This window comes from Sphingomonas sp. MA1305 (genome assembly GCF_016107325.1).
Taxonomy (GTDB): Bacteria; Pseudomonadota; Alphaproteobacteria; order Sphingomonadales; family Sphingomonadaceae; genus Sphingomonas.
On the sequence record NZ_RCVT01000002.1, the window covers coordinates 620165 to 634545 of the forward strand.

12 protein-coding genes are annotated in these 14381 nt (G+C 69.4%); 6 read left to right on the top strand and 6 right to left on the bottom strand.

Going from position 1 to position 14381, the window contains the following annotated elements:
• Positions 1-573, bottom strand: a complete 573-nt coding sequence (locus D9601_RS10870) for an NADPH-dependent FMN reductase (RefSeq protein WP_198354028.1) — start codon at positions 571-573, stop codon at positions 1-3.
• Between the two features lie 136 nt (positions 574-709).
• Between D9601_RS10870 and D9601_RS10875 the strand changes: the two genes are divergently transcribed.
• The 3 genes from D9601_RS10875 to D9601_RS10885 are packed head-to-tail and all read left to right on the top strand — an operon-like array spanning position 710 to position 4457.
• Positions 710-2884, top strand: a complete 2175-nt coding sequence (locus tag D9601_RS10875; protein WP_198354029.1) for a transglycosylase domain-containing protein — start codon at positions 710-712, stop codon at positions 2882-2884.
• Positions 2885-2925: 41 nt separating this feature from the next.
• Positions 2926-3312, top strand: a complete 387-nt coding sequence (locus D9601_RS10880) for a hypothetical protein (RefSeq protein WP_198354030.1) — start codon at positions 2926-2928, stop codon at positions 3310-3312.
• On the top strand, positions 3309-4457 hold the full coding sequence (locus D9601_RS10885) for a glutathionylspermidine synthase family protein (RefSeq protein WP_198354031.1): 1149 nt from the start codon (positions 3309-3311) through the stop codon (positions 4455-4457). Before D9601_RS10880 ends, D9601_RS10885 begins: the two co-directional genes overlap by 4 nt.
• A 64-nt stretch (positions 4458-4521) precedes the next feature.
• Here D9601_RS10885 and D9601_RS10890 read toward each other — a convergent pair whose 3' ends face one another.
• A complete protein-coding gene (locus D9601_RS10890; RefSeq protein WP_198354032.1) occupies positions 4522-4665 on the bottom strand; it encodes a hypothetical protein in 144 nt (47 codons plus the stop codon).
• Complete coding sequence (locus tag D9601_RS10895; RefSeq protein ID WP_332837976.1) at positions 4656-4937, bottom strand: hypothetical protein; 282 nt, start codon at positions 4935-4937, stop codon at positions 4656-4658. Before D9601_RS10895 ends, D9601_RS10890 begins: the two co-directional genes overlap by 10 nt.
• Positions 4938-5239: 302 nt before the next feature.
• On the opposite strand from D9601_RS10895, the gene D9601_RS10900 reads away from it, so the two are divergent.
• Together D9601_RS10900 and D9601_RS10905 are read left to right on the top strand one after the other, a co-directional pair.
• On the top strand, positions 5240-6241 hold the full coding sequence (locus D9601_RS10900) for a threonine aldolase family protein (RefSeq protein WP_198354033.1): 1002 nt from the start codon (positions 5240-5242) through the stop codon (positions 6239-6241).
• A gap of 10 nt (positions 6242-6251) precedes the next feature.
• Positions 6252-7169, top strand: coding sequence for a DMT family transporter (locus tag D9601_RS10905; RefSeq protein WP_198354034.1), 918 nt, complete (start codon positions 6252-6254; stop codon positions 7167-7169).
• Here the strand turns inward: D9601_RS10905 and D9601_RS10910 are convergent.
• Positions 7079-7981, bottom strand: coding sequence for an NAD(P)-dependent oxidoreductase (locus D9601_RS10910; RefSeq protein ID WP_198354035.1), 903 nt, complete (start codon positions 7979-7981; stop codon positions 7079-7081). The two genes, D9601_RS10905 and D9601_RS10910, sit on opposite strands and share 91 nt — an antisense overlap.
• A gap of 4 nt (positions 7982-7985) precedes the next feature.
• On the bottom strand, positions 7986-9704 hold the full coding sequence (locus D9601_RS10915) for a M28 family metallopeptidase (protein WP_198354036.1): 1719 nt from the start codon (positions 9702-9704) through the stop codon (positions 7986-7988).
• 178 nt (positions 9705-9882) lie between these two features.
• Between D9601_RS10915 and pepN the strand changes: the two genes are divergently transcribed.
• Positions 9883-12480 carry an aminopeptidase N gene (pepN, locus tag D9601_RS10920; protein WP_198354037.1) on the top strand — a complete coding sequence of 866 codons (2598 nt, stop codon included), beginning with the start codon at positions 9883-9885 and terminating at the stop codon, positions 12478-12480.
• Between the two features lie 50 nt (positions 12481-12530).
• On the opposite strand, the gene D9601_RS10925 is transcribed toward pepN, so the two are convergent.
• Positions 12531-14348: an AcrB/AcrD/AcrF family protein gene (locus D9601_RS10925; RefSeq protein ID WP_198354038.1), complete on the bottom strand. Its 1818-nt coding sequence runs from the start codon at positions 14346-14348 to the stop codon at positions 12531-12533.
• Between the last annotated feature and the right edge of the window lie 33 nt (positions 14349-14381).

Here is a 14381-nt window from a genome sequence, read left to right on the forward strand (position 1 = left end):
TCAGACGGTCGCCAGCGGCGCGAAGCGGGCGACCTGCCGGCCGATCAGGCTGAGTTGCTCGACCACCGCCGGGTCGCTCGCGCCGCCCTCCTCGTCGAATTTGGTAACCTGCGTATTGATCGCCGCGGCGAACGGCGTCGGCCAGCCGCGCAGCGCATGGACGATCGAGCGCAGCGCCGCGATCGTCGATCCGGTCGCCTGCCAGCCATAGGCGGTGGCGATCAGTCCGACCGGCATGTCGGCGAGATACGGCCGCGCGTCCCGCGAAGTTTCCTCGAGCAGGTCGAGCGCATTCTTGACCACGCCGCTGATCGACCCGTGGTAGCCGGGACTCGCGATGATCACCGCCGAGGCGCGCCGCACCGCGTCGACGAACGCCATCTCGTCCGGCGTGCGTGTCGTCGCGCGCGGATCGTAGAGCGGCAGCCGGACGAGATCGGCGCCGCCGAACAGCTGCGTCGCAAAGCCCTCGCGCGCGGCCGCGTCGAGCGCGATGCGAAGCGCGCGCTCGGTGGACGAGACGCTGCCGACCGTGCCGCCGATGCCGACGACGAGCGGGGAAGTAGAGGCCATGGGCCGAGCAGATAGCGTGGCCGCCGCCGCGGCGCCAGCGTCCCGCTCTGGCCTTCGCGCCGCCGCCACGGTAAATGCGCCACGGTTAACAGCGCGAACCCTTGCCTTCAGCCGCTTTAGGATAGTAATACACCTCATGGCTGACCGCTGGGACGAGCCGATGCGTCAAGACCCCGTCGACCCTCCGCGCCGCAGCGCGATCGGCCAGCGTTATGCGCTGGACGACCTGCCGCCGTCATCCCCGCCGCCGCCGCCGCCGCGCGATCCCGACGGCTGGGATCGGCATTTCGGCGAACCCTTCGTCGATCCCGTCGAGCCGCCGGTCCGCCGCGACCGCGGCATCGGCCGCTGGGTGGTGCGCGGGCTTGCGGCGTTCATCGTCCTGTTCGTCGTCGCGGTGGGCTGGCTGGCGCTGACCGCGCCTTTGTCCAAGTCGCTGCAGCCGCCGACGCCGCCGTCGATCACCCTGACCGCGGACGACGACACGCCGATCGCGCGGCGCGGCGCGATCATCGGCGCGCCGGTCGATGCGGCCAAGCTGCCCAAGCACGTCACCCAGGCGTTCCTGGCGATCGAGGATCGCCGCTTTTACAGCCATTGGGGCATCGATCCGCGCGGCATCCTGCGCGCCTTCGTCCACAATGTCGGTTCGGGCGGGGTGCGCGAGGGCGGCAGCACGATCACTCAGCAGCTGGCGAAGAACGCCTTTCTCGATTCCGATCGCACCGCGACGCGCAAGATCCGCGAGGTCATGATCTCCTTCTGGCTGGAGGCATGGCTGACCAAGGACCAGATCCTGTCGCGCTATCTGTCGAACGTCTATTTCGGCGACAACGTCTACGGCCTGACCGCGGCGTCGAAACATTATTTCGGCCGCAAGCCGGAGGACATGAACATCGGCCAGGCGGCGATGCTCGCCGGCCTGGTCAAGGCGCCGTCGCGGCTGGCGCCGACGAGCAACCTGGCTGGCGCGAGGAAGCGCGAGATGGTGGTGGTCGCGGCCATGGCCGACGCCGGCTTCCTGACCAAGGCCGAGGCCGCGGCGGTGCAGCCGCAGCGCGTGCTGTCCAGCCGCCCGGAGCAATTGCCCAGCGGCACCTATTTTGCCGATTGGGTGCTGCCCGAGGCTCGCGATCGCGCTGGCGCGGTGAAGAGCGAGGCGACGGTCAAGACGACGCTCGACCTGCGGCTGCAGAAGACCGCAGAGCGCGTCATCCGCCAGGCGGGTCTGCGCCAGGCGCAGGCGGCGATCGTCGCCATGCGCCCCGACGGCCGCGTCGTGGCGATGGTCGGCGGCAAGGATTACGGCAAGAGCCCGTTCAACCGTGCCACCCAGGCGCGGCGCCAGCCCGGATCGACGTTCAAGCTGTTCGTCTACCTCGCCGCGATGCGCGCCGGCATGACACCCGATTCGATGGCGGACGATTCGCCGGTCGAGATCGCCGGCTGGAAGCCGAAGAACGACGATGGCCGCTATCTCGGCCAGATCCCGCTACGTCGGGCCTTCGCCCGCTCGTCCAACGTCGTCGCCGCACGGCTGACGCAGGAAGTCGGCGTGCGCAACGTCATCAAGGCGGCGCGCGACCTCGGCATCTCCACCCCGATCGCCAACGAAGCGACGATCGGCCTCGGCACCTCCGAAGTGTCGCTGCTCGAACTCACCGCCGCTTATGCCGCCATCTCGCAGGGCCGCTATCCGGTCGAGCCACGCGGGCTGGAGGAGCCGGCGAACAAGGGCTGGTACCAGTCGCTGACCGGCGGCGCGAAGAAGCTCGACGACGACACCCGCGCCAAGATGCTCGACCTGCTGTCCTCGTCGCTGCGGGGCACCGGGCGCGAGGCGGCGCTGACCGTCCCGGCCTATGGCAAGACCGGCACCAGCCAGAGCAACCGCGACGCCTGGTTCATCGGCTTCGCCGGCGATCTGGTGGTCGGCGTCTGGGTCGGCAACGACGACAGCTCGCCCAACCCCGGTTTGCACGGCGGCGGCATTCCGGCGCAGATCTGGCGCAACTTCATGGTCGCGGCGCTCGGCATCGCCCCGGTCGAGAAGCCGGTGATCGTCGAGGAGAATGCGATGGATCCGGAAGTGCTCGACAATAGCGAGGACCCGGTCGGCGATCTGATCGGCGGCGCGCTCGACCGGACGCTGCCCGAGGTCCAGGGCGCGCTGCGCGGCGCGGGCATCGACCTCAATACCGATCGCGACGGCAGCATCTCGATCACTCCGCGCCGCGACCGCGACGGCCCGCCGCCACCGCGCGATCCGCGTCGCGGCGAGGACGGTCCGCCGGAGGATGACGGGGGCTAAGCTATCCGCCCCGCCAGCGGGGAGGATAAAGGGGGAGAGATATGAACAGGGACCTGAAGCTCACCACCGCCCTTGCCGCCGCCTTGCTGGCGGGCGGCTGCGACCGCCAGCCCAAGGACAATGGCTGGACCACGGCGCAGGACACCGCGATCTGCACCGATGCGCAGGGCAACCGCGTCGCCGACGCCAATTGCCGCCGGACGGCGTATGCGCATGGTGGCGCGGGGAACGCCTTTGCCTGGTACTTCCTCGGCCGCAATGCGCGTCTGCCCTATCTCGGCGAGCGGGCCAGCGGCGGTTCGTTCGCACGCAGCCCGTCGGCGCGCTACGCCTTCGCACCCGCGAGCAGCGCGGTGACGCGCAGCGCCGCGATCAGCCGGGGCGGCTTCGGCAGCGCCGGCCGCTTCTTCGGCGGCGGCCGGTCGTGATCCGCCTCGCCCAGCCGCCGCGTGCCGACTGGCAGCGGATCGTCGAGGGGCAGGGGCTGATCTGGCACACCGCCGATGGCCGCCCCTATTGGGACGAGAGCGTCCACTATCGCTTCACGGCGGCGCAGATCGACACGATCGAGGCGGCGACCGCCGAACTCTACCGCCTGTTCCTCGCCGCCGGCGACGCGATCCTCGCCGATCCCGCATTGCTTGCTCGGTTCGACATTCCGGCCGCCTTCCACCAGCCGATCCGCGACGCCTGGGCCGCCGAGCCGCCGGCGCTCAACATCGGCCGCTTCGACCTCGGCTATGACGGCGCGGGGCCGCCCAAATTGTTCGAGTTCAACTGCGACACGCCGACCTCGCTGCTCGAGGCGGCGGTGGTCCAGTGGGACTGGAAACAGGCGGTCTTCCCCGCGCTCGGCCAATATAACGGCCTGCATGAGGCTTTGGTCGCCAAATGGCGCGACCTGGCGGACTATCTGCCGCCGCGCGTCCACTTCGCCCATGCCGACGAGGATAGCGGCGAGGACGCGCTGACCGTCGCCTATCTGCGCGACACGGCGGCGGCGGCAGGGATCGAGACGGTGCCGCTGCTCGTCGACGACATCGGCTGGGACCATGACGCGCATCGTTTCGTCGATGCCGACGACGCGCCGATCGCGGCGCTGTACAAGCTCTATCCCTGGGAATGGCTGACGCGCGAGGCCTTCGCGCCGCAACTCGCCGACAGCCTGGCCACCGGCAGCACGCTGTGGATCGAGCCAGTGTGGAAGATGATCTGGTCGAACAAGGCGATCCTGCCGACTCTCTGGCAGCTCAATCCCGGCCATCCCAATCTGCTGCCGGCGAGCTTCGACATTCCGGACGGCGATGCCGTCGCCAAGCCGCTGCTCGCGCGCGAGGGCGCCAATGTCTCGATCCGCCGTGGCGGTCGCGTCGTCGCCGAGGCAGCGGGCGCCTATGCCGACCAGAGCTATGTCTATCAGGCGCTTTACCCGCTGCCCGAACCGGCGCCGGGCTGTTTCCCGGTGATCGGCAGCTGGATCGTCGATGGCGCGCCCGCCGGCCTCGGCATCCGCGAGGATGGCCTGATCACCGGCAACACCGCACGATTCGTGCCGCATGTGATCGAGGGCTGAGCCGCCCGGCGGTCGTCCGGCCGACAGGCAGGATGACCGCCGATGCCGGTCTTGCTGGCTGGGCTCAGGTCATCGCCACAGCCGGTCGCGCGATCACACGGCCTGCGGGCATGCCCGCGCCTGCGACGGGATGCAGCACGACCCGGATCGCGGGGGCGGCGAGCGAGCGGGCGCGGAAGCGGTCGAGCGGCAGATAGGTTACTGGCATGTCGCGCCTCCGGCGTCGTGGAACGGGTTGAGCCCGTGCTGGGCGAGGAATTGGTAAAGGCCGGTCATCAGCGCCTGCGCCGCGGGCACCGAGGCGGCGACGCGGCCGACCACGACCCGCTCCAGCTGCGGCTCGGCCTTGCTGTGGTCGCAATGCACCGTCTCCAGCGTGATCGTGACGATGCCGTTGATCACCGACAGGCCGGAGACGCCGTTGGCGACGATCTCGGGGGAAAAGGGATTGTCGATCAGCGGCACGGCCGGCTGGGGCACGGGCTGCGGGGTCGGATGTGGGAACATCTTCACGGCTGCACCGCCCGTCCGTTGCCGGTCACCGCGACCGGCTGCGTCGGTCGCCCGTCGTCATGCCGGGTCGGTGTTGCGCGATAGGGCAGTCCGCCCATGATCCAACCGAACATCTTGATCTCCATCACCATTTTCACGCACCGGCGCTGCGCGACCGGCGATGAGTGTTGTGGAAAAGACACATCGCAAGAAAATTGCGAAAGATGTCCGGGCGGTGACGCGCATTTTCTCGGTTGGATGCGACGCGTCGCCGCCGCATGGACGCGGGCATGCGCTTCTTTTCCGACAATGCCGCCGCCGTTCATCCGCTGGTGATGACCGCGATCGCCCAGGCCAACACGCTCGACACCGCCTATGACGGCGATGCCCGGTCGCAGGCGCTCGACGCGCGCGTCTCCGATCTGTTCGGCACCGAGGTCGCGGCGCTGTGGGTGCCGACCGGCACCGCCGCCAATTGCCTGGCGCTGGCCGCCCTCTGCCCGCCGCACGGCGGCGTCGTCTGCCACCGCGACGCGCATATCCAGAATGACGAGGGCGGCGCGCCGGAATTTTACACCCATGGCGCCAAGCTGTTCCTCGCCGACGGCGACGGCGCCAAGCTGACGCCGGAGACGATCGCGGCGGTGATCGACGCGATCCCCGACGACGTCCACCGGGTGCAGCCGCATGCCATCTCGATCACCAACGCCACCGAATATGGCCGGGTCTACACGCCGGCCGAGGTCGCCGCGATCGGCGATCTCGCTAAGGCGCGCGGGCTGGGCCTGCACATGGATGGCGCGCGCTTCGCCAATGCGGTGGCGACGATCGGCTGCTCGCCGGCCGAGGTGACCTGGCGCGCCGGCGTCGACGCCCTGTCGTTCGGCTTCGTCAAGAATGGGGCGATGAGCGCGGAACTGCTCGTCTTCTTCCGCCCCGATCTGGCCGCCGTCACGAAATACCGCCGCAAGCGTGCCGGCCTGCTCTTCTCCAAGGGCCGCTATCTCGCCGCGCAGGTGTTGGCGATGCTGGAGGACGATCTGTGGCTGGCCAATGGCCGCGCCGCCAATGCGCGCGCCGCGGCGCTGGCGGGTGCGGCGGGATCGCGGCTGGTCCATCCGGTCGAGGCAAACGAGGTGTTCCTGCGCGCCACGCCCGACGAGGCGGCGGCACTGCGCGCGCAGGGCTTCGACTTTTACGATTGGGCGGCGGGCGAGATCCGCTTGGTCACCGCCTGGGACAGCGACGAGAGCCAGGTCGCGGCGCTCGCCGCCGCGATCGGCACACTGTGAGGTTCGGGTCATGAGCGGGGCCGCGCCGCCGCAATCGACCCGCGCGGCGATCCTGATCCCGTTCGCGATCGTCACTTTGGTCTGGGGTTCGACCTGGCTGGTGATCCGCGACCAATTGGGCGTGGTGCCGCCGAACTGGTCGGTGACCTACCGCTTCATCGTCGCCGGCACCGCCATGGCGATCGTCGCCGCGGTGAAGCGGGAAAGCTTCCGGCTCGACGCCCGTGGCTGGCTGTTCGTGCTGGGCGTCGGCATCTGCCAGTTCTGCCTCAACTTCAACTTCGTCTACCGGGCGGAACGGCACATCACCTCCGGTCTGGTCGCCGTCGCCTTCGCGCTGCTGCTCGTGCCCAATGCGCTGTTCGCGCGTCTTTTCCTCGGCCAGCGGATGGGACGGCAGCTGGTCGTCGGCTCATTGATCGCGATGGCCGGGATCGCCCTGCTCTTCCTGCACGAGGCGCGCAGCGGCGCCGGCAGTCTCGCCGACACGCTCGCCGGCCTCGGCCTGACCGGTTGCGCGATCCTCGCGGCGTCGAGCGCCAACGTGCTGCAGGCGACGCCAACTGCGCGGCGCTATCCGATGCTCAGCACGCTGGCGCTGGCGATGCTGGCCGGCGCGGCGATCGACGGCACGCTCGCCTTTGCGCTAACCGGGCCGCCGGTGGTGGAATGGCGGATCAGCTATTGGGCGGGCATCGCCTATCTCGGCCTGTTCGGCTCGACCCTGTCGTTCCCGCTCTACTATCGCGTGCTGCGCGTCATCGGCCCGGCCAAGGCGGCCTATTCCAGCGTTATCGTGCCGGTGATCGCGATGCTGCTGTCGACGCTGTTCGAAGGCTATCGCTGGTCGCCGCTCGCCGCGGCCGGCGCGGTGCTGACCGGCATCGGGCTGGTCGTGGCGCTGAGGGCGCGCAGGCCGAACCGGTAATCGGGGTAGCGCGGCGCCCAGCCGAGCAGGCGCTTCGCCTTGCCGTTGGCGACCCGGCGGTTCTCCGCATAGAAGCCGCGCGCCATCGGCGACAGGCTGGCGAGATCGATCAGCGGCGGCGCGGGCAGGCCGAGCAAGGCCGCGGCATAATCGACAACGTCGTCCTGCGCGCACGGATAATCGTCGGCGAGATTGTACGCCCCCGCCGGCGCGGTACGGGCGGCGAGCACGCCGGCGACGATGTCGTCGACATGGATCCGGCTGAACACCTGATCGGGCAAGCCGACGCGATGCGCGCGCCCCTCGCGGACCCGCTCGAGCGGCGACCGGCCGGGGCCGTAGATGCCGGGCAGCCGGAACACGCGCGCCCCTCGGGCCAGCCACGCCGCATCCGCCGCCGCCCGCGCCGATCGCCGGCCACCGCCGGTCGGGGCGCCCTCGTCGACCCAGGCGCCCTGCGTGCCGCCATAGACGCCGGTCGACGACAGATAGCCGAGCCACGACCCTTTTTCGTCACCCCAGCGCAAGCTGGGGTCTCTGGCCGTGGGGGCTGTGCCGGTGGAGAGAGACCCCAGCTGGCGCTGGGGTGACGGAAGGACATCGCCGTAGCGCGCCAGCACTGGGTCCGTCTCGCCCTCCGGCGGCACGGACGACAGCACATGGCTCGCCGTTGCCAGCGCCGCACGCACCGCCGCTTCGTCGTCGAAGCGCAGCGTCCCGTCACGCCCGTCGCGGGTCGTGCCGACCACCGTCCCCGGCCACGCCGCCGCGATGCGGCTGGCGGTATAGCCGAGGCCGAAGATCAGCAGCATCGCGTCACTTGGTCATCACGCCCTTGTAGGTGGTGCCGAAATAGTCGCCCTTGTTCCACATCGGCCGCACCGGCCCGTCGGCGATCTGACGCGCGATCGCATAATTGGTCGCGACGAAGCGGACGCCCTGGTCCCACAGGATCGGCTGGGTCAGGTCGTCGCCCGGCCGGTGGTAGCGGTGCGACAGGAAATCCTCGAACTTGGCGCGCCCCTCGCCCTTCATCCCCGGCCACAGGAAGACGCTGGGAATGCCCTGCTTGACGAAGTTGAAGTGATCGGAGCGGACGAAGAAGCCCTGTTCCGGCATCGGGTCGGGCGACAGGTCGACGCCCTGCGCATTGACCGCCGTCTTGACGATCGGCCCCAGCGTCGAGCGGTCGGCGCCGAAGACGATCATGTCCTCGAACTTGTAGAGCAGCACCGGCATGTCGAGGTTGACGTCGGCGACGATCGTCTTGAGCGGCACGGTCGGGTGGTTGGCGAAATAGTCGGATCCGACCAGGCCCTTTTCCTCGCCGGTCACTGCCAGGAACATGACGGTGCGCTTCGGCGGCTGGCCGCTCGCGGTGAACTTTTTCGCTTCCTCGATCAGGCTGGCGATGCCGATCGCATTGTCGAGCGCGCCGTTGTTGATCCGGTCCGCGTTCGTCGGCTGGCCGGGCCGTTCCGGGCTGACGCCGATATGGTCGAGGTGCGCCGACAGGATCACCACCTCCTTGCCCAGCACCGGGTCGGTGCCGGGGATGACGCCGATCACGTTGCTGCTCTTGCCCGGGGTGAAGGCGGTCTTGGTGGTGACGGTCAGCGTGCCGGCCAGCGCCACCGGCTTGTAGACGGGGTTGTCGCCCTGCGCCTGGGCGGCGATCGTCGTCCACGGCGTCCGCGCGCCGGCGAACAGCTTGGCCGCCGCCGCCTGGCTCAGCATGCCCAGATAGGGGGTGGAGGCGGCCGGGCTGGTGCCGGTGCCGTCTGGCTTGGCCCAGGTCATGCGCGGCGAATCGTAATATTGCGCCAGCGCGGAAAACGGCCGCGCCCGCGGACCGGCGCGCGGCGTGTCGATCGTCACCACGCCGACCGCGCCATGCTGCGCGGCGATCCACGCCTTGGTCGCCGGGCTGCTGAAATAGGCGCGCTCTTCGCCACCGAAGGAATCGGGCGCGCCCGCGAAGATCGCGACGATCTTGCCGCGCACGTCGACCCCCGCATAATCGTCGATCTTGTACTGCGGCGCGACGATGCCGCGGCCGACGAAGACCACGGGCGCGGAGACGCTGGTCTCCGCCGCGGCGGGGTTGGCGCTGGGCACGAAATCCTCCCCGAAGACGAGCGTCTGCGGCTGGGCGCCCTTACCGGTCCAGACCATGTCGCCCTTCGACGCGGCCTTGTACGTCGTCAGCGGCACGGTCTGCAGATAGCCGCCGGCGTCGCCTGCCGGGCGCAGGCCCGCGGCATAGAATTGCGCGGCGACATATTGCGCCGCGATGTCGAATTCCGGACTGCCGGCCTCGCGGCCCCGCATCGCGTCGGAGGCGAGGAACAGGACATGCGCCTTCATCGCCGCCTGATCGGCGGGCAGCGGTGCGTTGATCGCGGCAACGTCGAGCGGCGTGTAGGACGAGGCCGGCGGCGTCGCTGCAGGCTGGGCGGCAGGCGCCGTCCCCGTCTGGGCGAGCGCGGAGGTCGAGAGCGCGAGCAGCGCCAGCGCGCCAATCTTCGAGATCATGTCGGCAGGTCCCCTGTGCCCCTGGCGGGCTTATGTGTGGCAGCGGGGTAGCACAGCGCGGGCCGGGTGCAAGGTCGCCATTCCCCTCCCGCTTGCGGGAGGGGAGTGACGGCCACCCTTCCTTCGACGCAGGAGCAAGGAACATGGAACTCCTGGGCGCGCCGGGTATAGGTAGCGGATGCTCGACGTCCAGAACGCCCCCGCCCAGCCCGCCGTCATCCAGCGCGGCGATTATCGCCCGCCCGCCTGGCTGGTGCCGGACACGCATCTCGACTTCGATCTCGATCCCGCCGCCACCCGCGTCACCGCCCGACTGTCGGTGAGCCGCAATGGTGCGCACGACCAGCCGCTGCGCCTCGACGGCGCCGGGCAGCAACCCGAGTCGGTCATGGTCGATGGACGCCAGGTCAACGACTGGCGGATCGAAGGCGAACAGCTGGTCATCCCGCTCGCCGGCGAGCGTCACGTCGTCGAGACGGTCGTTACCATCGCGCCGGAGCGCAACACCCAATTGATGGGTCTTTACGCCAGCGGCGGCAACCTCTGCACGCAATGCGAGGCGGAGGGATTCCGCCGCATCACCTATTTCCCCGACCGGCCCGACGTGCTCAGCCGCTACACCGTGCGGATGACCGCCGACCCCACGCGCTTCCCGGTGCTGCTCGCCAATGGCGATCCGGTCGCGCAGGGCGAGGCGGGGGATGGCCGCCACTGGGCGGAATGGAACGATCCCTTCCCCAAGCCCTCCTATCTGTTCGCGCTCGTCGCCGGCGACCTGGCGGTCAACCGCGGCAGCTTCACGACCATGTCGGGTCGCGAGGTGCAGCTCGGCATCTGGGTGCGCGAGGCGGACATCGCCAAGACCGACCATGCGCTCCACGCGCTGAAACTGTCGATGGCGTGGGACGAGCGCGTCTACGGCCGCGAATACGACCTCGACGTGTTCAACATCGTCGCGGTCGACGATTTCAACTTCGGTGCGATGGAGAACAAGGGGCTGAACATCTTCAACAGCCGCTACATCCTCGCCGATCCCGACACCGCGACCGACTATGATTACGACGCGATCGCGGCGGTCGTGGCACATGAATATTTCCACAATTGGTCGGGCAACCGGATCACCTGCCGCGACTGGTTCCAGCTGTCGCTGAAGGAAGGCTTCACCGTCTATCGCGACCAGGGCTTCTCGGCGGATCAGGGCTCCGCCGCGGTCAAGCGGATCGAGGACGTGCGTGGCCTGCGCGCGGCGCAGTTCCCGGAGGATGCCGGTCCGCTCGCGCACCCGGTCCGGCCGGAAAGCTACCTCGAGATCAGCAACTTCTACACCGCGACCATCTACAACAAGGGCGCCGAGCTGATCCGGATGATGGCGACGATCCTCGGCCCGGTGAAGTTCCGTGCGGCGACCGATCTCTATTTCCGCCAATTCGACGGCACCGCCGCGACCTGCGAGGATTTCGTCGCCTGCATGGAGCAGGCGGGCGGCGTCGATCTGACCCAGTTCCGCCTCTGGTACAGCCAGGCCGGCACCCCGCGCGTCTCCGCCAGCTTGGCGCATACCGCGGGCGAGGGGCGCGCGACGCTGCGTCTCGCCCAGCACGTTCCGGCGACGCCGGGCCAGCCGGTCAAAGCGCCGATGGTGCTGCCGCTCAAGGTCAAATTGTTCGGCGGCGAAAGCGGCCGGCCGCTCGGCGACGAGCGGCTGGTGATGCTGACCGATGCCGCCGACACGATCGTCTTCGACGGCATCGGCGAACGGCCGGTGCTGTCGATCAACCGCGGCTTTTCCGCGCCGGTGATCGTCGAGAGCGATCGCAGCGCCGCCGAACTCGCCTTCCTGTCGGCGCATGACGACGATCCCTTCGCCCGCTACGAGGCGATGCAGCAGCTGATGCTCGACACGCTCGTCGCCGGCGCCATCGATGGCGCGCGCGCGGATCACGAGGCTGTGATCACCGCGGTCGCCAACACGCTCGACAATGGCGATCTCGATCCCGCCTTTGTCGCTGAGGCGGTGCTGCTGCCGTCGGAAAGCTTCATCGGCGATCAATTGGCGGTGGTCGATCCCGACGCGATCTTCCGCGCGCGCGAGGCGTTGCGTCGCGATCTCGGCCGTCGCCTCGCCGATCAGTGGCGGCGCGCCTATGCCGAGGCGTCGCAGGGCCCCTATGTCTATTCGCCTGGCGCCAAGGGCGGCCGCCGGCTGCGCAACGTCGCGCTCGGCTATATCGCCGCCAGCGGCGCGGCGGACGCCGCCGGCCTCGCCTTCCGCCAGTTCGAGGCGGCGGACAATATGACCGACCGGCAGGGCGCACTGACCACGCTGGCGAACGGCCATTCCGACGAGCGCGAGGCGGCGCTCGACATCTTCTACAATCGCTATGCCGGCAATGCGCTGGTCATCGACAAATGGTTCCAGACGCAGGCGCTATCGTCGCGTGACGACACGGCCGCGCTGGTTGCGCAGCTGGCACGGCATCCCGACTTCACGCTCGCCAACCCCAATCGCGCCCGCGCGCTGGTCGGCGCGTTCGGGGTCAACCAGCGCGCGTTCAACGCCGCCGACGGATCGGGCTATCGCTTCCTCGCCGACCAGCTGATCGCGCTCGACAAGCTCAACCCGCAGACCGCGGCGAAGCTGCTGCCGCCGCTCGGCCGCTGGCGCCGCTTCGATGCGGGCCGGTCGGAAAAGATGCGCCAGGAACTCGAACGGATCGTCGCCACGCCGGGCCTGTCGAAGGATCTGTTCGAACAGGCCTCGAAGAGCCTGGGCTGATCGCCGTCCGCAAACTCTCCCTTGGTCGGGAGGGCTTGCGGACAGATGGTCTATCGCTCGACGCGTTGCTGGAACGGCTGAGGCGCTCCATCCACCGCGAACAGCCGTAGCGGCGAATCCTTGGGCAGCGGCAGCGGCGTCAGCCAGCCCGGTACCCAGCCATGCGCCATCCGGTCGTAGAAGCCGCCCGGATTGCGCGCGCGGTAGTTGGTCGATTCCGCCATGTTCGGGCAGAGCAGCAGCAGCGTCGCGCCGTGCCGACGGATGATCGCGTGCGCCTGTTGCTCCGATCCGCCGAACGCATGCTGCACGTCGAGGATCGCATCGCCGTTGCGATGATAGGGGCCGGCGATCGCATCGTGATGCGTCAGCGTGATCAGCCGCGGCCCCAGGTCGACGAAGGTGAACACGGTCTGCGCCGGATAAAGGTTGAGCGGCCGCAGCACGGTGTAGCGGATGCAATTGCCGGTCGAGCGGTTGACCCGCTTGGTATAGGCATTGGGCACGTCGACCGGCAGATATTTGATGATCAGCCCGGCGAACAGGCCGGAGACGATCAGGAAGCCCGCCGCCGTGCCGCCGATCCGCACCAGCGGGTTGCGATGGCCGAGCAGCCAGGGCAGCACGACGAAGCCGAGCGCGGTCGCGCCGGGCACCGCGAGCAGCTGCGCCGCCGGCCCGGCGCGCACCTGCCACAGCAGCATCAGCGTCGCGAAGGTGACGAACAGCGCCACCGCCGCCCAGCCGATCAGCGCCGGGCTGCGCCGCGCGCGCCAGGTGCCGAGGATGACGCCGACGACGCCGACCACCGGCAGGGCCGCGATCGGAAAGCCCAGGCGGAACGGGTGCTTGTAGATCGGCTTGGCCTCGCGGACATTGTCCAGCCAGTTCTTCTGCAGCTCCGGCGACACGCCCTCCGGCCGGCCCAGGCATTGCGGGAAGAAATGCACGAAGCCGGCGACGATCACGCCGCCCGCGACCACCGCCATCGCCAGCCGCGCCGCCCGGCTCGCCGGCGACACCCGCGCCATCACGAACAGGAGCGCGCCCGCCGCAACCATCACCGACAGCCAGACCGGCGTCAGCGCGTCGCAGCGCATCGCGGCATTGGCATAGGAGGCGAAGGCGGCATAGCCGATCGCGCTGCCGCCGCCGAGGCTCAGCGCATAGGCGCCCAATCGGTCCGCCTCGGCCGCGTCCCACACCCAACGCAGCGCCAGGATGGCGCCGGCCATCGCGCAATAGGGCAGCATCTCCAGGCCGATCGCCAGGCTGACCGCGCTCGCCAGCCCGACCATGATGCCGCCGCGCAACGCCCGCGGATCGCACAGGCCGGCGACGGTCAGGCTCAGCATCGCGAGCTGCCAGCCGTGATGGTCGATCCGCTCGGGCAGGAACATCAGCATCGTCGCCGACGTGCCGAGCAGGAAGACGATCGCCAGCGGCCAGGCGAGCGGATGGACCAGCCGCCGCACGGTCGCCGCGACGCCCAGCATCGCGATCGACAGCGGCAGCAGCGGCGCGATGCCGCAGGCCAGCCGCTCCGCCCAGGCGTTGCTGGTGAACAGGCGAAAGAACAGGATCAGCCCGGCGATCGGCAGGTCGACGATGCGGCTCCAATGGATGTCGAAGCCCTGCGGCGGGTTCAGCCGATAGTTGCGCAGGTCGTACCAGCCCTGGCCGTTCAGCCAGGCGCGCACCTGCATCAGCCGCATATTGTCGTCGGTGTCGCCCAGCGACAGCCAGCGCACCATGTTCCAGTCGTGGCCGACATACCAGGCGGACACCGCGAGCCACGCCACCAGGGTGAGCGCGATCCAGTGGCGGTCCAGCTCGGCTTGAAGCCGGCCGCGCGGAGGAGTGGTCAAGCGAGACGCCCTTCGAATAACAATTGCCGTTCC

Excerpts from the sequence above, each read along its gene's own strand:
- D9601_RS10875 (WP_198354029.1), top strand. The coding sequence starts at position 710 with ATGGCTGACCGCTGGGACGAGCCGATGCGTCAAGACCCCGTCGACCCT.
- D9601_RS10910 (WP_198354035.1), bottom strand. The coding sequence starts at position 7,981 with ATGCTGCTGATCTTCGGCCTCGGCTATACCGCCAGCCGCATCGCGGCG.
- D9601_RS10890 (WP_198354032.1), bottom strand. The coding sequence starts at position 4,665 with ATGCCAGTAACCTATCTGCCGCTCGACCGCTTCCGCGCCCGCTCGCTC.
- pepN (WP_198354037.1), top strand. The coding sequence starts at position 9,883 with ATGCTCGACGTCCAGAACGCCCCCGCCCAGCCCGCCGTCATCCAGCGC.
- D9601_RS10905 (WP_198354034.1), top strand. The coding sequence starts at position 6,252 with ATGAGCGGGGCCGCGCCGCCGCAATCGACCCGCGCGGCGATCCTGATC.
- D9601_RS10915 (WP_198354036.1), bottom strand. The coding sequence starts at position 9,704 with ATGATCTCGAAGATTGGCGCGCTGGCGCTGCTCGCGCTCTCGACCTCC.
- D9601_RS10870 (WP_198354028.1), bottom strand. The coding sequence starts at position 573 with ATGGCCTCTACTTCCCCGCTCGTCGTCGGCATCGGCGGCACGGTCGGC.
- D9601_RS10880 (WP_198354030.1), top strand. The coding sequence starts at position 2,926 with ATGAACAGGGACCTGAAGCTCACCACCGCCCTTGCCGCCGCCTTGCTG.
- D9601_RS10900 (WP_198354033.1), top strand. The coding sequence starts at position 5,240 with ATGCGCTTCTTTTCCGACAATGCCGCCGCCGTTCATCCGCTGGTGATG.